This window comes from Streptomyces sp. NBC_00878 (assembly GCF_026341515.1).
GTDB lineage: Bacteria > Actinomycetota > Actinomycetes > Streptomycetales > Streptomycetaceae > Streptomyces.
In genome coordinates, this window is sequence record NZ_JAPEOK010000001.1 from 2,382,291 (window position 1) to 2,405,091 (window position 22,801).

Sequence of the window (22,801 nt, forward strand, 5' to 3'; positions counted from 1 at the left end):
TGTCTGTCAGAGGGCGCCGATCGACGCCCGCTGCCGACTGGTGACGACCGGCAGGCCCGGGAGCTGCCCCGGTACGAAGCCGTGGGCGCGGCGGGCCAGGTCGGCGGCCCCGTAACGGTGGCAGTCCTGATGCCACTTCAGGATGCCGGCCATCCAGTTCTGCAGCTCGACCACATAGCCGTCCATGATCTCGCGCGCCTCGTCGGAGAGCTGGAAGTCCTCGTAGAGGACAGGGAACTCGTTGGCGGCTACATGCTGGAACTGCTTCATGCGCTGGGTCATCAGGTCGTGGACGACGCCGAGTGCCCTCGGGTAGTCGCAGCCGAAGAAGTTCTGCACAACGAGGATCAAGTTGTGCACCTCCCCCTCGTACTCGATCTCCTTCTGGTAGGAGAAGACGTCGTTGATGAGCATCCCGTAGTCGATCGCGGCGTTCTCCAGCGAGCGGACGGCACCGCTGCGGTAGACCTCGGGAGGCACCTTCGGGCCGTGGCCCAGGCGGCACAGACTCTTGGTGAGGTCGGAGCCGAAGGTGGCGCGGCGCATCTCCAGGTAGTCGACGGGGTCGGGGATGCGGTTCTGAGACTGGTTGACCAGCTCCCACACCCAGCTCTCGGTCATCACGTCCACCGAGGCCCGGAAGGTGCGGCGCGCCTCCGGCGTCATCGCGACCGTCGTACGCCGCCACAGGTCGGCGAGGGCCCGCTCCATCGCGTTGGCCGGCGGCGGGATCTCATCGCCCTCGATGGGCATACAGGCGGACAGCCGCTCGGTGCACAGCTTCGCCGCGGCCACGTCACGCCGGTGCCCGAACACCATCGGGTAGTAGTCGTCGCCGTACGTCCCCCACACGAGCCACTGCGCGCTGAGGTCCAGGGCCTCCGGCGTACCGTCGGGATCGAGGCCCGCCGAGCACAGCGGCAGGTCGTAGGCGACGAGCTTGTCCTCGTCCCAGACGCCCTCCGACAGGATGCCCATGCTGTGCGACCACGGAATGATGCGCCGCCGTGCCCCGTCCAGATCGGCGTTGAGCCGGACCTGGAACGGCATGTAGAAATCGGGGAGTTGGGACGGTCCCACCTTCTGGTACGGCACATGGGTGTACGCGCGCAGCCGCTCGGCACCGGCGGCGGCGAGCAGTGCCCCGACGTCGGCGGCGGAGGTGCCGGGACCGGTGAGGCCGCTCAGGGGTGAGGTCGCGCGAGCCCCCTCGTTCATGTAGCGGCTCGACCGCAGGTGCCATTCGTGGCCGCCCGACTGCCAGTCCTGGAGCCCCTGGGTGTACGCGGCGACGGCGCGGACCTCGTCCGGGGTGAGGCCCTTGTCCAGGGCCAGCGCGGGCACTTCGGTGAGCGCCGTGTGCTCGAACTGGTGCAGCCGTGAGGTGAGGACGTCGTTGACCGTGTCGGCGGCCTGCTGGGTGGTGCAGCCGAAGAAGGTCTCCAGGACGAGCACGCCGTTGCTCAGCTCGCCCTCGTCCTCGACCTCACGCTGGTAGGAGAAGAGGTCGTTGCGCAGGTGCACCGCGTCGGAGAACGTCTCCATGAGCACGCGCAGCGGCCGGGTACCGGCGACGGGTTCGGGGACCTCGGCGGTCGCGTACTCCACGAGCCCCGACGACCAGGGGGCGCCGCCGACCTTGCGGCGCATCTCGATGTACTCGACGGGGTTGGCGATCCGCCCCTCGTTGATGTTGGACAGCTCCCACATCGACTCGTTGAGCAGATGCTCGGTGGACTCGGCGAACCGCTTGCGCCAGCCCAGGGACATCGAGGGAACCGTGCGCGCCCACAGGTCGGCGAGTCCGGCCTCGACGGGATTCCGCGGCTCCGGCACGGGAGTTGAGAGATCGAGCGGCATGAAGAGCGGGAGACGGTCCAGGTAGGCCTTGCCGCCGGAGCGGTCCTGGCTGCGCTTGAAGGTCTCCAGGAAGTGGTCGTCGAAGAAGAAGACCCACACGTACCAGTCGGTGATGAGGGAGAGCGCGGGCCCGTCGCATTCCGGATGCGTGTACGCGCACAGCAGGCCGTAGTCGTGCGCGTCGAGGTCGGCCTGCTCCCAGATGCCCGAGCCTTCCAGCATGCCCATCCCGCGCGCCCACTCGGTCGAGTGGGCGCGCGCCTCGTCGAGATGCGGGTTCAGCCGCGCGGGGTACGGCATGTAGAAGTGCGGGAGTTCGAACGGCTGCGTCATGGCCCGGCCCTACCCGCGCCTCTCCACGGGCATCCGTACGGCCGCACATGATCGCACCATCGCGTGAACCGATGAGTCAGGGTGCTGACTTCGGGGAAAGGTGTGCTGTCTCGCGGATGCGCGTCCCGGCCGAGGATTCCGGATGCACGTCCCGGCTGAGGATTCCGGCGGCGAGGCATCCCGGCGGCCCCTGCACACGGGCGGCCCTTCCGTACCGGCGTACCGGGCGGCGCCCTTGCCTACCGGCGCCCCCGCCTACCAGCGCCCCTGCGTACCGGCGCCCTTGCGTACTGACGCGTACACCCTGGTGTCGGCCGTCCGACAGCCCCGCTTCACCGCCGTCCGCGAGTCCTCGGATGGCTGGCAACGTCATGCCGGAGGGGTACTACAGCGCGGAGGCGAGGGCGATCCTGCGGCTGTCCTCGAAGAGCCACTGGGACCTGCCGGTCCGCCTCGGCCACGGCTCGTCCTCCACCGTGCACTTCCTCGTCTCGCATCCCACTCCGCCCACCTTCGACGGGCCCGAGGACCGCAACGGACGCCGCAACCACGACGAGATCCGGCTGTGGGCCGACTACATCGGCGGGCGGCGTCGTGGTGCGTACCTGTACGACGACCGGGGTGTACGGGGTGGGCTGCGGCCCGGGGCCCGGTTCGTGATCGCGGGTGACCTGAACGCGGATCCGTTCGACGGGGACAGTTACGACAACGCGGTGCGGCAGTTGCTCGACCACCCGGCTGTGCGGGAGCCTGCCGTGCCGCCATCCTCTCGCGGAGGCGTGGAGGCGTCCCGGCTTCAGGGGGGTGCCAATGCCTCGCATGTCGGGAACCCGGCGTACGACACGGCGGACTTCGGTGACACCGCGCCGGGCAATCTCCGGGTCGACCATGTCATTCCGTCCCGGAGGCTGATCCCTGCGGGCAACGGTGTCTTCTGGCCGACGCCCGAGGATCCGTTGTACCGGCTTGTCGGCAACGGGACGGTGGTGCCGACGTCGGACCATCGGATGGTGTGGCAGGACGTGCGGCTGGGCTGAGCCGGGCCTTTCGCCCCCGCCGGGCCTTTTTCGCCCCCGCCGCCCCTACCCTCCCCCACTCTCGGCTTGGAGACGCAGTCAAAGGGGAACCTAGCTGTGACCAGCGGAAACGGCTGCTTCCGGGCACTCCATGGGGCCAGAAACCGTGACCGGACCGTGACTGTTCGGCGTGATCAACGCAGGCAACAAGACGCCCCCAACTAGCCGCGCGCGCAGCGTAGTTGGGGGCGTTGCCCGTACCTGACTGGGGGATCGGTACGGGGGTCATGCGTGCTGCCCTTGCCCCTCGCAGGGCCCCGGAGCGGCAGCCTTCGGGGGTGGTGCTAGGCGCCCTGGGCGTCGAGTTCCCGGTACGGGTTGCCTTCGGCGGGCGTGACGCGCCAGAAGGTTTCCACCATGGCCTTGAACTGACGATGCGTCGGATTCAGGCCCGTGTGTTTCAACGCCCAGACCTCAACAGGCAACCGCTCATTGTCAGTTGGCTGCGCTTGGGCACCGCATGTGATGCACTCGGCGGAGTAGATGCCCTGCGGGGCGCCCTCGCCGGTTTCCGCCCCGAGTGTCCACTCAGCGGCCCTGATGATCGAACGGGTCACAGTTCCCCCCTGCTACGGCGGTTTACGTCGGCCAGCAGAGCGCGGAGCCTGTTCGCGCGCTCGTCACTGCCCTTGTGGCGCGGGCACGCGCACGGCGGGTATCCGCTGGAGAGATCCGGCACGTTCGACGGCGTCACGGTGTGCTCAGCGCGTACGAGGGTCCGGGCACCTGTCTGGGGGTCGATCCGGTACACAGCGATGGTCATCACTGGGCATTCCCCCAAGGGGCGCCCTGGGCGCCTGTCCGGGCAGTCCTGGGCGCTTCGCCCAGCGCTGCCACATAGGGGCGGACGAGTGCGCCCGTGTGTTCCCACGGTGCGCACGGTTGCACAGGTGGGGTGTGCCGTTCCCTGCGCGTCCTGCGCGCCACGACGAGCCGCGCGCCGTGGACGTCCGGGGAGAACCGGTCACGGGGAGCTGCGGGCGGCGTAGCCGGTCGGCTGTGCCTGCCTGGGCTGCGCGGTCCGAACAGGGCCGCTCTCACCCATTCGAGTGCGTGTGATAGGTAGTTCATTGGCTGCCTGCTCCTCAGGTGGTCCATGCCCCCGGACCGGTCGCACGGTTGCGGGGGTCTTGCGTCTGTCCACTCAACTGATTTGGTGAGCCGGTTGGGGAGTTGACCTGTGTTGACTAGGTGTTGACGGATACGCTGGACGCGAGGAACGCCGAGTCAACACCCCTGCCCAGGGAACGCCGATGGATGATTTCCGCCAACGCGTGCGCGAGCTACTCGCGGAACGCAGTTTGAGCATGCGCGCTGCTGCGAAAGCCGCGCGTTACGACATCGCTTACCTAAGCCGAGTACTGAACGGAAAGCAGTCGCCATCCGTTCAACTGGCTAAAGCCCTGGACGATTTACTAGGCGCCAAAGGTGAACTGGTCACTCTAGCGAGTGGAAACCCGCTCGACACTCCTGCCGTCGAAACGGTCAACCGGGCCAGCATTACCGATTTCCTGCCGGATAACGACCCGTTGGCGCCATTGAAAGTCAGGCACGGGCGGCGCATTGGCGCGGGTGATGTGACCGACCTAGCCGGGCGCGTTCACGGGCTGCGCCTCGCCGATGACGTTCTAGCCGGTGGCGACCTTATCCGCCCCGCAAAGAGAGAGCTGAAATCTGCCGTAAAGCTGTACCGCGAGGGAAGCCACACGGAGGAAATCGGGCGCGCACTGCTCTCCCAGATTGGCGAATTGGCGCAGATCGCGGGATGGATTGCCAGTGATGCGGGGCTCCATGAGGAAGCGGAACGCATTTACAGACTGGGCATAAGTGCTGCCCAACAGGCAGGAGATAGAGCCCTAGTTGGCCATCTGGCCGGATCACTTGCCTACCAATACAGCAATACGGGCCATACAGGGGACGGCGTTCTACTCGCCCAGGCAGCCCTAGAAACGGCAGGCAAGGATGCGCCCAGGAAAGCGCGGGCGCTCTATCTTGACCGTGTCGCCTGGGCGCACACAAAGGCCAATGAGGCACAGCCTGCAATGCGTGCCCTGAGTGAGGCGTCCGCAGCCCTTGCCGAAGATAGCGAGGCGACAGGATCGCCCCAGTATCTCTATTGGGTCAATGCAGGCGAGTTGGACGTCATGGAATCGCGCGTCTATACGGAGCTGAAACGCCCCCTGCGCGCGGTGCCGTTGTTGCGGGAAGTCCTAGCCCAATACGACGCTACGCACACGAGAGAGCTTGCTCTGTACCTCTCGTGGCTTGCCGTAGCTCTGGCAGACGCCAATGAGCCTGAGGAAGCGGCAGCAACGGCAAAGCGCGTCATCAGCCTTTCCGCAGACGTCGCGAGCGAGCGCACGGCGGAGCGCGTAAAGGTAGTTCTACACAGGCTTGAGGAATACCGCGACGTCCCAGAAGTGCGTGAAATCCTAGACGACGCAGCCTAGAAATGCAGAATAGGCCCCGGTATCCGCCCCGCAGAAGCGAGGAGATACCGGGGCCTATTCATGGCCGAACAGGCCTAGAACGTCGGTGTCACCAACCCCGTTCCGCCCACCTTTGCCATGGCGCCGGACGGGTACCGCTGGAATGTGTAGCCGAAGTACGCATAGGCCACGAGCAGCACGCCGAGGGATGCGGCGGCAGGCTGTTCCGCGCGAATGAACATGGGCGCGGCAGGATCTTCCCAGAGATGGCATTCATTGCGCGGCACCACGTAAATCTCATCCTCGGTGCCCCCACCGAGGTTCGTGGCAATGTTGTTGTCGATCACTACGAGAATGCCGGAAGAAAGCTTGGCACGAACCACCGGCCCGTATTCATTGGTGAGCGTCAGACCACCGGAGTTGACCGGCATTCCGCTCGTGGACACGAACGGCCAGGTGGAGCCGACCTGTGACGAAAGCCAATTCCAGCGGCGGGAATGCATCACCGCATGCGTGGCGTACCCCATGTTCAACAGCGTGGCTTCGACAGTGGAAGCGGCACCCTGAATCTTCGGCCACAGCTCGGCAGCCGTAGGCGATGCGTCGGTATAGGCCGTGGCCGAAGCAACGTTCGTCAGACCCGTCGATGCCTGATTCAGGAGCGTCGAATCCAGCGTTGTTGCCACCCGGTTGAAAAGATCTTGCATGGTGACGTCATCGATACCGGAGCCCCGCTCGATTGCCTGCCGAGAAACCGTCTGCTGGCCGGCCGCAGTCTGCACGGGAATCGAAAGCGGCGTGTCGTCCATGTCCTGTTCCGAAACCGCTGTGTTCTGTGATGTCTGGATTGCTGCGCTCGACGACGTGGTGATGCGGGAAAGCTCGATGGTCATACCCTGCGCGGGCAGCGGGTGAAGATTGCAGGCAGCGTCCGCGAACGGCCGTAGAGAGGTCGTGGCGGGGGCAAACTGTTCGGTCAGGTACTGCGGAACGGTAAGACCCGTGAACGCGCCCGTACCGACCGCACGGCTCAGGTACTGCCCGCGTTCGGTCTGCTCTTCCGCCATGTGCCGGGCGAGGCGTTCTTGCGCCCCAGGATCACCGAAGAGGAACTGTCGAGAAATGTCACTCAGAAATGCTCGGCCGTTCGGGTCGTGGTCGGGCCGGTAGGTGCGCTCTTCCCGCCCGACACGCATTATCTGGTCATAGGCGAGCCTGCGCACGTTCGTGGGCGTGATCTGATTCGCCCTCTTGCCATACTCGATCTCTTCGATTTGCACGGCACGCAGCTGTTCAAGGTCGCGCCCAGCGTTACGGGCCTCGATCACCGAGGCATCTTTCGCTTCCATCAAACGCGTGACTTCCCGGTCCTCCTCCTGTGTGAGGTCGGAGCGGCCAGCACGCTGCGCGGAGTCGAGAATGGCATTGATCTGCTGCTGTGCAATGTCCTTGCTGCGACGCGCATTATCGCGCGCTGTTTCGACCTGGCTAATTCGGTCGGCAAGTGTGCGCGTAGTCATGGGAACCCCCAGGTTCAGTACACGCGGAAAGGGACGCGTGCCCGCTGCAAGGGGTCGGCCGTCGGAGCATCTGCCCGACAAGCCTGGACTCACCACCCACCCGAAAGTCATCCGTTCCGGCGAGGGGCGCCCGTGGCACTTGGGAATCCGGCTGGACTGCGCTCCCCGGGGATATCTGCCCGGAAAGCACAGTCCATGTCTGGAACCGTATTCAGGGTATATCAAAGGCCGGACATTTGTCTCTGCACCTCCGCCAGTGCCGCATCCCAATTCTCCACTGACCCGTTCTTGGTGGAGATCCCGTACTCATTCGCCCATGCCGCCAAGGCGAATATCAGCGGTAGCGGGTCGGAGTTGTCCACGATCACTGCGGCGCCTGCCTCGTCTCCGGTGAGGCAGGCACGGAGCAGAGCGGGGACGGTTGCGGGCTCAGGGGTCTTGTCCATGGCAACTCCTTCAAGATCGCGCCCAGGGATCTGGGCTCGGGGACTATTTTTCGAGTTGGACGTGGGGCTGGAAAGGGCGCGCCTGCTAAAAAACGGCGGCGTTGCAAGCCGCGCGCTCGATGTTCCGCCCGTCCATGCTCGGTGGTCGCCCAGTGATTCAGGCGCATGTCTTTGCGATGCACCTTGTGCCTGCCTTGTGTCTGTCGCCTTGCGTAGCTATGCGGGGGTACTACGTACACCCCCGCAGCTATAGCTACACGATCAAGGTTTGCGATCAAGGAATAGCTACGAAAGCATTACGTGCCTGGTCAGAGGTAGTTACGAAAGCACTACGGGATAGCTACGGTAGTTACGGCCGATAGCTACGAAAGCATTACATGATCTTGTTTCGTAGCTACCTGGTCGTTACGGGATCAAGGCTCCTCTATGGATAGCTGGGCGGCGATTTCTTCTCTCGCCGATGCCGCAGCGTTCGCGGCCAGAGCGTCCGCCTGCTGCTGTCCCTCGTACGTCACCTGATAGCGACCGGTATTAGGGACCTTCACGATAAGGGCCTTACTTATGAGTCCCTTCATGTGTGTGGCCATTTTGGCGCGCTCATCTTTCTTGCCCAGGTGCTCGGCGACTCCCGTAGGAGAGGCGCCTATCTCTCCGAACTCAGCGATGGCGCAAAGAGCCTCAGCTTGCTTACCGGTCACGATTATCTGCACTCTGACAGTCTCGGCCGTAAACGCGCCCTGCGTTCGCAGCGCCAAAGAGTCGCCAGTCTTTACAGCTTCTAGGGCGAGGTCTGGCGCTTCCACCATGTCTCTCTGGGCGAGGCTTTTAACGACGACTCCGCCGGCGCGTCGATCCCGCTTCACCTCAAACTCTGAGTCGATAGCTGCGAGGATTGCCGTTGCGCCCCTACCTCGCCCACCCTCGTTGCCAGAGTGGTGTACGAGCATGACGGCTGCCTTCGTCCATTCCCTCAGCTTGTCCAGCCGGGCAACGATCTTTCCCATTTCACTGTTGCTGTTTTCCTCGTGTCCGACTGTGCAGCGCGCTTGCGTGTCGAAGATGACCAGGCCGTGTTCGCCTTGCCTCGCGTACGCGATGAGTTCGCGCATCTGGTCGTCGTCGCCGATCTGCACGGCTCTCGGATAGAACGTGACCCCTGTCATCTTCCGGTCGTTCATTTGCTCCCAGGCCCGCACGCGTGGCCTTACGCCTCGCGCCCCCTCGGCGACGACATAGAGGACGGGCATCTCAGTGGTCCGATAACCGAACCATCGCTCACCCGTCCCTATAGCGGCAGCCATGGACAGTGCTATGAATGACTTGAGGCTTTTAGGTGGCCCGAATATGCGAGACACGGTGTCCCGGTTGATAAACTCAGCAATCAAAGGCTCATGGGCATCGATGTTGTCAAGACTGTCTGCGCTTAGTGCGTCCGCTGCAAAGCGTGCGGCAAGTGAGGTTCTGCCTTCCTCCGATTCGAGGGCCGCCGAAAATTCCTCCTCCTTAATCTTGGCCGCTCGTTCTTTCGCACGGTCATAGCTCGCTATCTCCTTTGCTTTGTCGTATTCGGCGGCATCCCGCCTGTGTGCCTCGATAATGGCCAGCGTCTTAGCGTCGACATCCGGGTCCGGGAGTTTGGTAGAGAGGGCGGCCACAATGCGCTGAGCATCATCGCTGAGACTCTCTAGCGGCACAGTCCCCGGATTGAGTAGCCACCACAGTGCGAGGCGCGCGTTAGGTTCTATCGTCACTCGGCATCCTCGCTGCGGGCCTCTGCCGCTATCGCTGCCCTGATCGAATCGTGCCGAGAGCTGATCACTCCTCGGAGTACGGGGCATCCATTGTCGTGGCTGACGGTCATGTGCCAGACGCCTGATCCGTCGCGTGTCACTCCGCCAACGCGCGAATGGCAGTGACCGCATTTATAGCTTGCCGCGAATTGCTTCAGCTGTCGGGGCGCTACTGGGCGTTGCGTCCTACGCTTTCGGGGTTTCGGGTTTCCGGGCATACGTCATCACTCCATAGGTAGTTTTCTGATAATTGCGTCTCCGCTACCTGCGCCCAACGCTCTTCCCCATACGGGGGTTCATCGCGTCGCCATGTCCTAGCGGATGTACCGGTGACAATCTGGCCGCGCGCCTTCCGGCATTGCGCGACGGTTCTTCCAAACCCGGCCTGAACTATTGGGTTGTTGAGCGCAGGGGATTACTCGACAGGGGGCAACAGGGCGCGAAGGCGCTCGACTTGGTCGGGAGTGAGGGGCGGGGCGCTTTCGATGTCGCGCCTGATGCGCTCTGCAAGGGCAAGTGCCCTCAACTCGCGTTGTTCTTCGGTGACATCAGCGTCAGGGTTCTGTCGCCTGCGCCCAGCGATGCGGGCGCGCAGCCTGGCAGCGTCAGGGGAAATAGGCATAGGAGGACTCCGGGTAGGTGTCCGGGCGGTTCCCGGACTGTTTAGGAGTCCTCACGCTGCTGAATCGGAGTGGTCTCTCTCCGTGGCCCCGTAGGGTGAGCAACCGGGGCAAGCTCAAGCTTTACCCCGCAGGGCATCTCAAGGCAAGAAAGCACATTCGTGTAATTCGCTTGTACGGTCCCAGGAACGCCGAAGCGCCCCCGTCCCAGGGAAGGGACAGGGGCGCCGGTGGTGGGCCGTTACGCGGCCGCACAGCCCTTGCAGTCGGCCTTGTGCATGTGGGCGCGGTCGGCAGGGTCTACGCGGCTCCCCGGACCAACCGGCATGATCCGCACCTCGCCCAGCACCGAGGGAGCGAGCACCATGCGCGCGACGGCACGCCGTGCCGCCACGGGGGCAGCGGCCCAACGCTTCGCCACGTCCTTACCGGGCGTGATCATGTCGGCGAGTTGCGCGGGCGCCCTCAGCTTCTGTTCCTCGGCTTGCAGGCGCGCGATGTCCTCGCTGAGAGAGTCGACCAGTCGGCCCATGGCGAGCGCCTCGCCCACCGTGGCCGTCTTCGTGCCCTCCGCCTCGCGTCGCTCGCCCTCCAGCCGCTCTCTCTCGGTGCGGATCTCCTCGGCGCGCGCCTCATCCTCCGGGGCAGCCGTAAACGCCTCATACACCCGGCTCTCGTCGGCCAGGAACGCCAGGATCACGCCCGGCTGCTCCTCGGTGCCGATCAGGAACTCATCAATGCGCGCACGGGGCACGCGGACGCATCCGTGTTCCCGGCACTCGTAGCAGGGGGCGCCCTTGACCTGTGCGGCGCGCATGGGGCCGCCGCACTTGCCGCACCGGATGATCCGGGTCAGGTCGTGCTGTGCGCGGCCGTCCGGGCGCCGCTTCTGTGCCTGCGTCCGGGTGTTGAGCATGCGCACAACCGCCCGGTAGTCGGCCTCTGACACAAGCCCCTTCCATGTGCCGGGGCGCTCCGTCCCGTGGTGCGAGCGGATACCGGCATACGCAGGCTTGACGACCATGCTCCGCAGGTGCTGCGGCACGAACGGGCGCCCCGAGCCGTTGACGATCCCGCGCGCCTTGAAGTCACGTGCGATGGCGCCCATGGCGTGCCCCGCCTTGATCCGCCGGAACAGTTCGCGGATCACGTCGGCCTTGCTCAGTCCCGGAATGGCTTCGGTGGTGTCGGCCACCCAGTCCGCGAGCTTGCCCGTGCGGGTGTCGTGTACGGGCACGTAGCCGTAGGGGGCGCGGCCGGTCGGACGGCCGTCGGCGGCGTTCGAGGCGGCATTGCGTGCGGTGCGGGTGTGCACCTTGTACGACTCGTACTGAGAGTCCACGGCGTCTTCCTGCAAGGTGCGGACATCGCGGCCGTTGCGGGGGTCGTAGGTGCGTCCATGGCTGGTCACATGGATGAGCTTGCCCTGTTCCTCGCACAGCTCGATGAGGGACGCCCATTCCGAGACCTTGCGGCTTCCACGCGACGACTCCCAGATGATCAGAACGTCGTCGGTGAAGGCGCCGGTCTTCAGGTCCTTGACCAGCCTCACGAAGTCACCGCGCTTCTTCCGGCCGTACTTGCTGGCCGATATGCCGTCGTCGATGTACGGGGCAGCGCTGATCACGATGCGGTGCGTCTCAGCGCTGCGGATGTTGTCGGCGTGCTGCTCGTCGCAGCTCTGCCCCTTCTTCTTGCTGACCCGGAGGTATTCGCGGCCGGTGATCTGCTGTGATGTCGTCATGTCTCACAGCATGCGCCGCAGAGGTCCCCTTAAGGAAGTGTCCCCTTCGCTCGAGCGGGGGGACCCCCATCGTCCCTGCCTCGGGGGCCAGCCCCCGAACCCCCGCTCCCCAAACGCCGGAGGGGCTGAATTTCAGCCCCTCCGGCCAAGTCCCTCATCCCCTGTGACTCCAGAGGTACCGCTTGACGAGCCGTTGACCTGCAACTTAGGTTTGCCTTACCTAAGTGGTTTTCGCCTCCGAAAGGCCAACTGCCCATGAGATCCGCCGTGTTCGCCCGTGCCACCCGAATCATCGCTGTCGGCGCCACCGCCGCCGCGCTGACGGTCGGGCTCGCCACCTCCGCCTCGGCCGCCACCGCCACGCGGTCCGTGACGGTGAGCGGAACGACGTACAACCTGTCGCTGACGGCCCCCGACAACCTGTCGGCCGCCGGACAGAACATCACCGTCTCCGGCAGCGGCTACAACACCATCCAGGGCGTCTACGTCGGCCTGTGCGTCATCCCCGACGGCGTCGTGCCCGGGGACCCGTCGACGTACACCTCCCGGCCGACCCCCTGCCTGGGCGGCGCGGACCAGGCCGGCACGACCGGCGCCTCGCACTGGGTGTCCAACTTCGGCGGCGGCACGGTCGCGAACAGCTCCACCTACGGCTCCGGCGGTTCCTTCAACGTCAGCGTGCACGTGAACCCGAACATCGCCACCGGCCAGGTCTGCGGCACGGACGTCGACTGCGCCATCGTGACGCGCGCCGACCACACCGGCAGCGGCAACCGCTCGTACGACGTCTACATCCCGGTCACCTTCTCGTGACCGCGCCTCTCAGAACCCGGGGGCGGAGCGATGTGCTCCGCCCCCGGGCGACGGGCGTCCTGGCAGGAATCACGGCGGTGGTCCTCACCGCCGTCGTCGTCAGCACGCCCGCCGTCGGCGCCGACGACCCGCCCGGGACCGACGGATACGAGCAGACGGCCCGCCTCACGACCGTCGGCAAACCGCTCGACCTACTGCTGCACCCCCAGTCGGGGAAGCTGTACGTCGGGTCCGACACCGTCGCCGGTACGACGGGCGGCAGCCTGGCCGGCGTCTACGTCGTCGACCCGGCCTCCGGCGACGTCCTGAACTGGGTGAAGACCTCGCCCGGCAGCACGGGCGCGCCCGCCCAGCTCCCGGGCAAACGGCTCGCCGGGCCGCTGCCGGGCGACGGCGTGCACTACCTGGTCGGGCTGCGCGGGATCGCGGCCGTGAAGGACGGGGACGCGGCGGGACACGGGGGCTGGCTCACCACTACGACGATCACGCAGGCCAAGGCCGGTGCGAAGGCGGGCACGGTCGTGGTCGTCCGCGGGACGAAACTGGAGGAGGTCGCCGTCGGCGAGACGTCGGTGACCGTGGAGCGCTCGCTGACCCTGCCGACCGCCGGTGGCCCGCTCGCCGTGGACACCGCCGCCGGGCAGATCTGGGTCACCGACAACACCAACAGCGTGCTGCGCAGGGTCGGTTCGGCCGACTTCGCGCCGGACGGCAAGGAGGTCCCGCTCGGCGCCGGGGCCGCGGTGTCTTTCCTGGAGTGGGACACCGAGCACGGGGTGCTGTGGGCGGGGCGCGGCACCGTACTGGAGGCGTACGACATCGCCTCCGGCAAACTCGCCGCCGCCTTCCCGGCGAAGCCCGGGGACACGATCGCGGACGTCGCCGTCGACCCGGGCTCCGACCAGGCGTTCGCGGTGTGGCAGGACTACGGCAATCCGCCGGAGGAGGGGGACGGGGTCGGTCGGCTCGCGGTGTACGACACGGCGACGCTGAAGGACGTCGGCAAGGGCGCCGAACTGCCGGGCAACAACGGCCAGTTGGGCAGCTCGTCCGTCGCGGTGACGCCGGGTGGCGACTCGGTGTTCGTCGCGAGCCCGTCCGACGCCTCGCTCACCGTGTTCCGGGCGCCGGTGCCGCCGTCGCCCTCCAACTCGCCGTCACCGTCCGACTCGACGTCGCCGTCACCCTCGACGTCGGCCTCGCCCAGCCCTTCGGACAGTACGTCCGAGCCGTCGCCCAGCGACTCCGGCCCGGCCGCCGATCCGAGCGGCACCGGCACCGGCACCACGGTGCCCGTCGACGGTCCGACCGCCGACGGGGGCAGCACGGGTGGTACGGGAAGCGGCGGTGCGGGGACCACGACCGGTGGCGGCTCGCTCGACACCAGCGGCGACGGGTCGCTCGCCTCGACCGGCACCGACGTACTCCTTCCCGCCGCGGCCGGCACCGCGGCACTGCTCGCCACCGGCACCGCCGCCGTGCTGTGGCGCCGTCGACGCGCCACGACGTAGGCGAATCGGCGGCGAATCGGCGAATCCGTACGGATACCCCGGAAGGTCCAACAGCCACGAGCAGGTCCGACTCGGGCCCGTATCAGTGCTGTTGGGCCTTCTGCGGTGTCGCCTCGCTCGGCCGTACGACGACGAATCCCTCACCCTGGAGCACCAACTGCACCGCCTCTCCGGAGCCGCCGCGGATCATCGAGCCTATCGACTGCGAACGGTGCAGTGAGGTCTGGAGGTTGGCCGTCCAGCCGACGATCGCGTCGGTGTCGACGTACACCGGCCACTGCGGCGAGACCGGGATGACCAGCGGGTTGCCCTCGCAGACGAGACCGAGCCTGCCCTGTCCGGTGAAGACGCTGTTGAACAGCCCACCGCCGCTCATGCCCGCCCCCTTCACCGTCTTTATCTCGTACTTCAGCGAGGCGTCGAAGCACAGCACGTTGCGGCCGTTGACGGTGAAGACGTCACCGGGGTCGATGTCGACGATGAAGCAGTTCTGCGCCTCGTGCGCGAACCAGGCCTCCCCCTGTCCGCGCACCGCCATGAGCGGCAGGCCCTCGCCGGTCACGGCCCGTTTCAGCATGCCGCCGACGCCCTGGCCCTTGCGCTCGAACTGCAGACTGCCCCGGTAGGCGATCATCGCGCCCTGCCGGGCGAGCATCTCACCGTTGACGGCGTACTTGATCGACTTGGCGTTCTCGACGCTCATGCCCGCCGCAGTGGCCGGCTGCACCATGTACTCGCTGGAAAACAGATCACCCTTCATGCGGGCATCCTGTCCCGGAAGCGCCGTTTCCACCATCCAACGACCGGATAAAAGGCGTGCGACGAATGTGTACGTGCGCGGAACGAAAGGCATTCGACGAAGGTGTACGCCCGCGCAACGACAGGCGGGGCGGCCGACGCCCGCTCGCGTCGACCGCCCCTGCGGGGCCTTTCGGCCCCATCCTGTGGGGGGTTGGTCAGAAGGTCAGCTTCCAGCCGTTGATCTTGCCGGTGTCCGCCGCGGCCACGTCCTGGACGCGCAGCTTCCAGGTGCCGTTGGCGGTCTCGCTGGACGCGTCCACGGTGTAGGTCGTGTTGACGTTGTCGGCCGAGTCCGAGCCCGAGGACTTCAGCCGGTACGCCGTACCGTCCGGGGCCACCAGGTCGATCACCAGGTCACCGCGGTAGGTGTGGGTGATGTCGACGCCGACCTGGAGGGCCGACGGCGCGTTGCCGCTGCGGCCGCTGACCGCGAGCGACGACTCGACGGCCGAGCCCGCGTCCGGGATCGAGACGGCGGTGGTGCTGGTGAAGGTGGTGCCCCCCGTGGAGCCTCCCGACCCGCTCACCGCCTGCACGGTCTTGGTCGCGTCCGCGAGACCCGCGCCGCAGCCGCCCGAGCACGCGCCCGGCAGGGCACGCGAGTTGGTCTTGATCGCCGATTCGATCTGGGCCGGGGTCAGCGCGGAGTTCGCCGACTTGGCGAGCGCGGCGAGGCCCGCGATGTGCGGGGCGGCCATGCTGGTGCCCTGGTAGTAGGCGTACGACTCCGAACCGGGGCCCTGCGTACCGGAGTTCAGCGTGGACAGGATGCCGTTGGCGGTGCCGGTGCTGGTCTGGCCACCGGGTGCCGCGATGTCGACGACCGAACCGTAGTTGGAGTAACTCGCCTTGGCGCCGGAGCGGTTGAGTGCGGCGACCGAGATGACGTTGCTGCAGCTGGCCGGCGAGTAGTTGGCCGCGTTGGCGTTGCTGTTGCCCGCCGCGACGACGACCGTGGTGCCCCGGCCGACCGCGTTGTTGATCGCGGTCTGGGTGGCCGTGGTGCAGGCACCGCCGCCGCCCAGGCTCATGTTGATGACCTTGGCGACGTTGGTGTTGGCCGGGACGCCGGAGACGGTGCCGCCGGACGCCCAGGTGATGGCGTCGATGATGTCGGAGTCGTAGCCACCGCACTTGCCGAGGACGCGCAGCGGGGAGATCTTCGCGTTGTACGCGATGCCCGCGACGCCCTTGCTGTTGTTGGTGACGGCCGCGATGGTGCCCGCGACGTGCGTGCCGTGCCAGGAGGAGGAGCTGCCCGTGGTCTGCTCGCACTCGCCGGCGGAGTACCAGTCGCCCGGGTCGGCCGGGTTGCTGTCACGGCCGTTGCCGTCCACGGAGACCGCGGTGTCGGAGATGAAGTCGTAGCCCGCGACGATGTTGGCGGCGACGTCGGAGTGGGTGACGTAGCCGGTGTCGATGACGGCGACGGTCACACCGCTGCCGGTCGCGGTGGACCAGGCGCCGGGCACACGCATGCCCGCGGTGGTCTCGAAGAGGTCCCACTGCTTGCTGTACTCGGTGTCGTTCGGGTCGGCCTGCGGCTTGTTGAGGCGGTCCGGCACGACGTACGCGACCTGCGGGTCTGCCTGGTACTCGGCGACGACGTCGGCGACATCGGCCTTGCTCAGCCGCTCGCCCAGGTCGACCAGCGCGGCACCGGTGCCGAGGCGGCGCTGGAAGTCGAGGTCCTCGCCGGCCTCCTTGCCCTTGGCCTCGGCGTCGGCGGAGGCGGCCGTGTTCGACCTGGCCTCGGTGGCGCCCGACTTGTAGCCGACGATCAGACGCTCGGCGGGGGCGGCCACGGCAGCGGCGGCGGACTTGGCGGCCTGCTCGGTGGGGACCTTGGCGGTGGCCGGACCTGCCAGGGCGAGGGACGTGGCCGTCCCGGCCAGCAGTGTCGCGGAGATCGCGGCGACGGATATCAGCTTCCGTCTCGTGGGGCGTGGAGTACGCAAGTGAGTGCCTTTCATGGCCCGCTCCGGGCAGCGCGGAGCAGCGGTGCGATGCGGTGCATGCGGTGCGGTGCGGAGCAGCGGTTCGATTCGCTTCGTCGTCGAAGCGGCGGGGGGTGCAATCGAAAAGGCGCGAGGGCCGGCCGTGCGCGAGCCACCAGTCAGGGGTTACCTGTGGTTCGGCTGTGCTCGAACAATAGGTGGCGCATTCGTCCGCCGATACGGGGAAAACCCTCGATCCATGGCCGGGAACCCCCTATGGGGAGTGGCCGGTTGGCGAGAAAGCACCCTTTCCGGAGTTTCGATCCGGTTCGGTCCTGTTCGGTTCGGTCCGCTCCGGTCTCACCGGCGTCGGCGGGCTCAGGCGTCGGCGGGCTCGTCCGCCGTCAGGCCGTCGTCGGTGGCCGCGAGGAACTGCGTGGCGGCGAGCTCGGCGTACAGCGGATCGCCCGCCACGAGTTCGCGGTGGGTGCCCACCGCCCGTACCCGTCCCGCGTCCATGACGACGATCCGGTCGGCCATCGTCACGGTGGACAGCCGGTGGGCGACGACCAGGACCGTGGTGGTACGGGCGACATCGGCGACCGTGTCGCGCAGCGCGGCTTCGTTGACCGCGTCGAGCTGGCTGGTGGCCTCGTCGAGCAGCAGCAGCCGGGGCCGCCTGAGCAGGGCGCGGGCGATGGCGACGCGCTGCCGCTCGCCACCGGAGAGCTTGGTGCCGCGGTGGCCCACGAGGGAGTCGAGCCCCTTCGGCAGCCGGCCGACGAGGGAGTCGAGGCGGGTGGTCTTCAGCGCGCGGAGCAACTCGCCCTCGTCGGCGTCGGGATTGCCGAGCAGGAGGTTGTCGCGGAGGCTGCCGGAGAGGACGGGCGCGTCCTGCTCCACATAGCCGATGGCGGACCGGAGCCCGGAGACATCCCAGTCGTCGAGGTCGCGGCCGTCCAGCGCGATGGTCCCCTCTTCAGGGTCGTAGAACCTCTCGATGAGCGAGAACACCGTGGTCTTCCCGGCGCCGGACGGCCCGACGAAGGCGGTCATGCCGCGCGGCGGGACGGCGAACGTCACGCCGTGGTGCACGTACGGCAGGTCGTCGTCGTAGCGGAAGCGGACGTTCTCGAAGGCGAGCGCGGCGGGTTCGGCGCCGGGCAGGGGCAACGGCGCGGGCTCGGCCGCCGATTCGGCGGGCAGCAGCCTGGCCTCCTCGATCCTGGCCAGGGCGGCCGCGCCCGACTGGTACTGGGCGACGGCTCCGACGACCTGCTGGATCGGCGCCATCAAGTAGAAGACGTACAGCAGGAACGCGACGAGGGTGCCGATGTCGACGGCACCGGTCGCGACCCGCGCGCCGCCCACGGCGAGCACCGTGATGAAGGCGACCTGCATCGAGAGGCCGGCCGTGTTCCCGGCCAGCGCCGCCCACTTGGCGGCCCGGACGCTCTGCCGCCACGACTCCTCGGCCGCCGCGTGCACGGCCCGCTCCTCGCGGTGCTCGGCACCGGACGCCTTGATGGTCCGGAGCGCGCCGAGGGTGCGCTCCAGCGAGACCCCCATCGCCCCGACCGCGTCCTGTGCAAGCCTGCTGGCGCGGTTGATCCGCGGCACGATCACGCCGATCACCGTGCCCGCGGCCAGGACCACGCCCAGGGTGACGCCCGTCAGCACCGGATCGACGAACCCCATCATGGCGAGCGTGGCCACCAGGGTGAGCCCGCCGGTGCCGAGCCCGACCAGCGAATCGGTGGTGACCTCCCTGAGCAGTGTGGTGTCGGAGGTGATCCGGGCCATCAGATCCCCGGGCTCACTGCGGTCGACGGCGGCTATTCGCAGCCGCAGCAGATGCGACACCAGGCCCCGCCGGGCCCCGAGCACGACGGACTCGGCGGTGTACCGCAGCACGTACGCGCCCAGCGCCCCGATCGCCGCGTTGGCGACGACCAGCCCCGACATGGCCAACAGCGCGCCGGTGATCGCCCGGTCGTGCCCCAGGTCGTCGATCAGCGACCGGGCGACCAGCGGCAGCGCGAGCCCCGCGGCCCCGGTCAGCAGCGACAGCACGGCCCCGAGGAGCAGCGTCCAGCGATACGGGCGTACGTACCCGAGCAGGAGCCGCCACGGTGGCGTGGACGGTGATGCGGACGCCGATTCGGACGGCGATGCGGACGGGTCGGGCTGCGGCACGGTGCTCCCCTCGATCGGCTCCCCCCACTCCCGGCCGGAGTACCGATTCGGAGTCTCGTCCGGAGCGAGGGGGATCAATGGAAGTATCGCCGACGCCACTGACAGTGCCGCGCCCTCACCCCTCCACGGGCGGGCGCGGGGACAGGCGCAGCACGCTTCCCTCGCCGTTCGCCGAGACGAGGAGGGAGCCGTCCGGGGCAACGGCGAGGCCCGCGAACGGGCGTGGCGAGCCGGGCATGCCCGCCGCGAACAGGGCGGGTTCGGTGCGGGTGATCCCCGGGGGCAGGCCGACCGCGAGGTGCTCGGCGTCGATCCGGCTCTCTCCCGTCGTGAGGGACACCGCCCGCAGACACCGGTGCTCGGTGTCCACCGTGAACAGTTCGTCCCCGCGCACAGCCAGCCCCTGCGGCGCGCCGAGGCCCTCCGCGACGGCCACCGCCTCGCCCGCCCGGCCGTCTCCGCCGTCGTCGATCCGGAACACCGCCCCGAGTTCGTCGTCGCTGACATAGCAGCGTCCCTCGGCGTCGAAGGCTACGTCGACGGGGTGCTGGAGCCCTTCCACGAGCACGGTGACGGTGTCGTCGTCCGTGTCGTCCGTGTCGTCCGTGTCGTCGATCCGTACGACGCGTCCGGCACCCGTCTCGGCGACGACCAGGGCTCCGTCGGGCGCGAGCGCGATGCCGGTGGGCCCGTCGAGCCCCTTCGCCCGTACCCGCGTGGCCCTCCCGACCGGATCGTACGTACGGACGTCGCCGTACTCGGAGGCGAAGTGGAGGAGCCCGTCGTCGGCGGTGATGCCGTGGATGAACGTCTGCAGTTCATGGGTGATCACGCCGCTGGAGTCGTGCTCCCCGGAGTCGCCCGGGCCCGCCAGGCGGTAGTGGTCCGCCGCGAACACCGTGCCCCGGAGGTCGACCGTCACTCCGAAGGGTCCGCTGAACCCGCGGGGAACGATCTCCCGGGTCCGGCCGTCCTCGCGCATCTCCGTGACGCCGCCGCTGCCGAAGCTGGAGACGAACATGCGGTTCTCCGCGTCGAAGGCCGCGTTGTCCAGCCCGAGGACACCGCTGACGACCACCGACCGCGCCCCGGTGGCGAGATCGATTCGGGTCACGATGCCGGCCGGGCCCCGCGACAGGACGACCAGGACGCCGCCCTTGTCGAAGCGGACCGCGACCGGGTCGTCCACCTCCTCGGCGAACAGTTCGGGTGTGCCGCCGTCCGGCGGGATCCGCCAGACCTGGTTGCCGATCATGTGCGGGTAGTACAGGAAGCCGTCCGGGCCGAGTTGCATCGCGTTGCCCAGGGCCAGCCCGTCGGTCAGCACCACCGGGTCGCCGCCGTCCGGGAACAGCTCCAGCAGACGGCCGTTCATCGTCATCTCGTTGACGAAGAGCCGGTCTCCGACACAGGTGATGCCGTTGGGCACCCGCACCTGGTCGGAGACGAGGCTGTACGTGCCCTCGGGGCTGCGCCGCCACACCCGGCCCGGCGTCAGGTCGGCGATGTACATCGAACCGTCCGCCCCGAAGGCGAGGTCGTCGGGTGCCTGGACCGGACCGTCCAGCGGCACCACCACGTCGACGTCCCCCGTGGCCGTGTCGACGGCGCTGATCTGCCCGGCGAGGAACTGCGCCACGTACAGCCGCCCGTCGGGTCCGAAGGTGACGCCGTTCGAACCCCACAGCCGGTTCGGGGGGTTCAGTCTCCGCAGGTCCCAACGGCTGCTTGTGGCAGGCGTGTTGCCGGTGTTGCCGATGTCGTCGTATCGGCTGGGTCGCATCGTCGTTCCCCGTCCCTGGTCCCTGGGTTCGGTGCTGGTCACTCGGACGGCCGGGGCGCCGGTATCCCCCGAGTCGGCGCCCCGGCGGATCAGCCGACGATGACGTCGTTCATGCCGCCGTCCGTACGCCAGTTCCTGAGCAGTTCGTGGAACGCGATGGGTCCGTCGCCGTACGACTCGCTGCGCTTTCTGGGCATGCCCTCGTTGTTGTAGTAGCCGGGGGTGCACTCGGCCTGGAACTTGTAGAGGTCCGCGGCCTTCTGACGGATCGTCGCGACCCAGGCGTCCTGGGCCTCGGGGCTCGGCTCCACGTACCGGGCCCGGCGGCCCCGTGCCTCGGCGACCACTTCGGCGACATGGCCGGCCTGTTCGTCGAGGATGTGGACGTAATTCACCGAGCTGGCGTTCTGCAGCGGGCCGAGCTGGAAGAGGTTCGGGAAGCCGTGGCTGTAGAAGCCGTGGAGCGTCTTCGGGCCGTCCTTCCAGGCCCCGGGCAGGGTGGCGCCTTCCCTGCCGTACACGGGGAGTTGGCCGGAGAGGATGCCCGAGACGCCCACCTCGAAGCCGGTCGCGAAGATGACGCAGTCGACCTTGTACTCGGCCCCGCCGACCACGACGCCGTCCTCGGTGACGCGCTCGACGCCGCCGTGGTCGGCGGTGTCCACCAGCGTCACGTTGGGGCGGTTGAACGTCTCCAGGTAGTGGTCGCTGAACGTGGGCCGCTTGCACATGTACCGGTACCAGGGCTTGAGCGCCTCAGCCGTCGAGGGGTCCGCGACGAGGGTGTTCACCCGGGCGCGGATCTCGTTCATCTTCTGGAAGTCGGCGAGTTCGTTCACTCGGTCGCGTTCCTCCGGCGGGAGGTCCGCGAAGGTGTTGGTGGGGATGAGGTTCTGCAGCAGCCGGGCGCTGCTGGTCCAGCCGTCGTTCACCAGGTCCTCGTCGGCGGGGGCGCCGGTGACGGTCCTCAGGAAGTTGTCCCTGCGGCGCCGCTGCCAGCCCGGTTCCAGTGACTCGGCCCATCGCGGGTCGGTGGGGCGCTGGCCGCGTACGTCGACCGAGGAGGGCGTGCGCTGGAACACGTACAGCCGCTCGGCGTCGCGGCCGAGGTGCGGCACGATCTGGATGGCGGTCGCTCCGGTGCCGATCACGGCGACGTGCTTGTCGGCGAGCCGGTCCAGGTTCCCGTTCGCGTCGCCCCCGGTGTACGCGTAGTCCCAGCGGCTGGTGTGGAAGGTGTGTCCCTTGAAGGTCTCGATGCCGGGGATGCCGGGGAGCTTCGCCTGGCTGAGCGTTCCGCTGGAGACCACCACATAGCGTGCCCGCATGCGGTCGCCGCGGTCGGTGGTGACGAGCCACTCCAACTCCGTGTCGTCCCAGCGGAGTTCGGTCGCCCGGGTGCGGAAGCAGGCGTCCTCGTACAGTCCGAAGTGCCGTCCGATCGCCCGCGCGTGCTGCCGGATCTCCTCGCCGGGCGCGTACTTCCACTTCGGGACGTAGCCGATCTCTTCGAGCAGCGGCAGGTAGACGTACGACTCGATGTCGCAGTGGATTCCCGGGTACCGGTTCCAGTACCAGGTCCCGCCGAAGTCCCCGCCCTGCTCGATGATCCGGATGTCCCGCACGCCCGCCTGCCGCAGGCGCGCTCCGGCCAGCAGGCCGCCGAACCCGCCGCCGACGACCACGACTTCCACCCGGTCGTTCAGCGGCTCCCTGGTGAACTCCGGTTCGGCCACGTACGGATCGGCGGCGTAGTAGCCGAACTCACCGGCGGCACGGTGGTATTGGGCGTTGCCGTCGGGCCGGATCCGGCGGTCTCGCTCGGCCCGGTAGCGGGCACGCAGGGCGTCCGGGTCGAACCCGAGCTCCGCCGGGTCGAAGTCGGGGGCGACGGACGGGGTGTGGGGGGACGGGGTGTGGGGGGTGGTCATGCTTGTTCCTT

Annotated in this window: 16 protein-coding genes; 4 read left to right on the top strand and 12 right to left on the bottom strand. The window is 67.8% G+C overall.

The window, feature by feature from the left end; genetic code table 11:
• Positions 1-6: 6 nt before the first annotated feature.
• Entirely contained in the window at positions 7-2,193 is a 2,187-nt protein-coding gene (cyc2, locus tag OHA11_RS09640; RefSeq protein WP_266494110.1) for a germacradienol/geosmin synthase Cyc2, read from the bottom strand.
• 356 nt (positions 2,194-2,549) lie between these two features.
• Between cyc2 and OHA11_RS09645 the strand changes: the two genes are divergently transcribed.
• Entirely contained in the window at positions 2,550-3,230 is a 681-nt protein-coding gene (locus tag OHA11_RS09645) for an endonuclease/exonuclease/phosphatase family protein (RefSeq protein WP_266494113.1), read from the top strand.
• Between the two features lie 323 nt (positions 3,231-3,553).
• On the opposite strand, the gene OHA11_RS09650 is transcribed toward OHA11_RS09645, so the two are convergent.
• Both OHA11_RS09650 and OHA11_RS09655 read right to left on the bottom strand, forming a co-directional pair.
• Entirely contained in the window at positions 3,554-3,826 is a 273-nt protein-coding gene (locus tag OHA11_RS09650; RefSeq protein ID WP_266494114.1) for a hypothetical protein, read from the bottom strand.
• Entirely contained in the window at positions 3,823-4,032 is a 210-nt protein-coding gene (locus OHA11_RS09655; protein WP_266494117.1) for a hypothetical protein, read from the bottom strand. The genes OHA11_RS09650 and OHA11_RS09655 overlap by 4 nt, the downstream gene beginning before the upstream one ends.
• 490 nt (positions 4,033-4,522) lie before the next feature.
• On the opposite strand from OHA11_RS09655, the gene OHA11_RS09660 reads away from it, so the two are divergent.
• On the top strand, positions 4,523-5,719 hold the full coding sequence (locus OHA11_RS09660; RefSeq protein ID WP_266494120.1) for a helix-turn-helix transcriptional regulator: 1,197 nt from the start codon (positions 4,523-4,525) through the stop codon (positions 5,717-5,719).
• Positions 5,720-5,793: 74 nt separating this feature from the next.
• Here OHA11_RS09660 and OHA11_RS09665 read toward each other — a convergent pair whose 3' ends face one another.
• The 4 genes from OHA11_RS09665 to OHA11_RS09680 form a co-directional block, all read right to left on the bottom strand.
• Positions 5,794-7,218 carry a hypothetical protein gene (locus OHA11_RS09665; RefSeq protein WP_266494122.1) on the bottom strand — a complete coding sequence of 475 codons (1,425 nt, stop codon included), beginning with the start codon at positions 7,216-7,218 and terminating at the stop codon, positions 5,794-5,796.
• A 221-nt stretch (positions 7,219-7,439) separates the two neighbouring features.
• The gene (locus OHA11_RS09670; RefSeq protein ID WP_266494124.1) at positions 7,440-7,664 is read right to left on the bottom strand and encodes a hypothetical protein; all 225 of its coding nucleotides are present in this window, start codon (positions 7,662-7,664) and stop codon (positions 7,440-7,442) included.
• 413 nt (positions 7,665-8,077) lie between these two features.
• On the bottom strand, positions 8,078-9,415 hold the full coding sequence (locus OHA11_RS09675; protein ID WP_266494126.1) for an AAA family ATPase: 1,338 nt from the start codon (positions 9,413-9,415) through the stop codon (positions 8,078-8,080).
• 900 nt (positions 9,416-10,315) lie between these two features.
• The gene (locus OHA11_RS09680) at positions 10,316-11,818 is read right to left on the bottom strand and encodes a recombinase family protein (protein ID WP_266494128.1); all 1,503 of its coding nucleotides are present in this window, start codon (positions 11,816-11,818) and stop codon (positions 10,316-10,318) included.
• Between the two features lie 255 nt (positions 11,819-12,073).
• Between OHA11_RS09680 and OHA11_RS09685 the strand changes: the two genes are divergently transcribed.
• Together OHA11_RS09685 and OHA11_RS09690 are read left to right on the top strand one after the other, a co-directional pair.
• Positions 12,074-12,631: a hypothetical protein gene (locus tag OHA11_RS09685; protein WP_266494130.1), complete on the top strand. Its 558-nt coding sequence runs from the start codon at positions 12,074-12,076 to the stop codon at positions 12,629-12,631.
• A 32-nt stretch (positions 12,632-12,663) separates the two neighbouring features.
• Positions 12,664-14,142, top strand: a complete 1,479-nt coding sequence (locus OHA11_RS09690) for a hypothetical protein (protein ID WP_266494132.1) — start codon at positions 12,664-12,666, stop codon at positions 14,140-14,142.
• A gap of 82 nt (positions 14,143-14,224) precedes the next feature.
• On the opposite strand, the gene OHA11_RS09695 is transcribed toward OHA11_RS09690, so the two are convergent.
• The 5 genes from OHA11_RS09695 to OHA11_RS09715 form a co-directional block, all read right to left on the bottom strand.
• Positions 14,225-14,902, bottom strand: a complete 678-nt coding sequence (locus OHA11_RS09695; protein WP_266494134.1) for an AIM24 family protein — start codon at positions 14,900-14,902, stop codon at positions 14,225-14,227.
• Between the two features lie 196 nt (positions 14,903-15,098).
• Positions 15,099-16,916 (bottom strand): S8 family serine peptidase, encoded by a 1,818-nt coding sequence (locus OHA11_RS09700; protein ID WP_266494136.1) that lies wholly within the window; start codon positions 16,914-16,916, stop codon positions 15,099-15,101.
• A gap of 342 nt (positions 16,917-17,258) precedes the next feature.
• Positions 17,259-19,001 carry an ABC transporter ATP-binding protein gene (locus OHA11_RS09705; RefSeq protein ID WP_266507056.1) on the bottom strand — a complete coding sequence of 581 codons (1,743 nt, stop codon included), beginning with the start codon at positions 18,999-19,001 and terminating at the stop codon, positions 17,259-17,261.
• Between the two features lie 190 nt (positions 19,002-19,191).
• Positions 19,192-20,859, bottom strand: a complete 1,668-nt coding sequence (locus OHA11_RS09710) for a hypothetical protein (RefSeq protein WP_266494138.1) — start codon at positions 20,857-20,859, stop codon at positions 19,192-19,194.
• Positions 20,860-20,948: 89 nt separating this feature from the next.
• Positions 20,949-22,790: an NAD(P)/FAD-dependent oxidoreductase gene (locus OHA11_RS09715; protein WP_266494140.1), complete on the bottom strand. Its 1,842-nt coding sequence runs from the start codon at positions 22,788-22,790 to the stop codon at positions 20,949-20,951.
• Between the last annotated feature and the right edge of the window lie 11 nt (positions 22,791-22,801).

Coding starts and splice junctions, on each gene's coding strand:
- cyc2 (WP_266494110.1), bottom strand. CDS start 2,193: ATGACGCAGCCGTTCGAACTCCCGCACTTCTACATGCCGTACCCCGCG.
- OHA11_RS09645 (WP_266494113.1), top strand. CDS start 2,550: ATGGCTGGCAACGTCATGCCGGAGGGGTACTACAGCGCGGAGGCGAGG.
- OHA11_RS09655 (WP_266494117.1), bottom strand. CDS start 4,032: ATGACCATCGCTGTGTACCGGATCGACCCCCAGACAGGTGCCCGGACC.
- OHA11_RS09660 (WP_266494120.1), top strand. CDS start 4,523: ATGGATGATTTCCGCCAACGCGTGCGCGAGCTACTCGCGGAACGCAGT.
- OHA11_RS09665 (WP_266494122.1), bottom strand. CDS start 7,218: ATGACTACGCGCACACTTGCCGACCGAATTAGCCAGGTCGAAACAGCG.
- OHA11_RS09670 (WP_266494124.1), bottom strand. CDS start 7,664: ATGGACAAGACCCCTGAGCCCGCAACCGTCCCCGCTCTGCTCCGTGCC.
- OHA11_RS09680 (WP_266494128.1), bottom strand. CDS start 11,818: ATGACGACATCACAGCAGATCACCGGCCGCGAATACCTCCGGGTCAGC.
- OHA11_RS09685 (WP_266494130.1), top strand. CDS start 12,074: ATGAGATCCGCCGTGTTCGCCCGTGCCACCCGAATCATCGCTGTCGGC.
- OHA11_RS09695 (WP_266494134.1), bottom strand. CDS start 14,902: ATGAAGGGTGATCTGTTTTCCAGCGAGTACATGGTGCAGCCGGCCACT.
- OHA11_RS09700 (WP_266494136.1), bottom strand. CDS start 16,916: ATGAAAGGCACTCACTTGCGTACTCCACGCCCCACGAGACGGAAGCTG.
- OHA11_RS09710 (WP_266494138.1), bottom strand. CDS start 20,859: ATGCGACCCAGCCGATACGACGACATCGGCAACACCGGCAACACGCCT.
- OHA11_RS09715 (WP_266494140.1), bottom strand. CDS start 22,790: ATGACCACCCCCCACACCCCGTCCCCCCACACCCCGTCCGTCGCCCCC.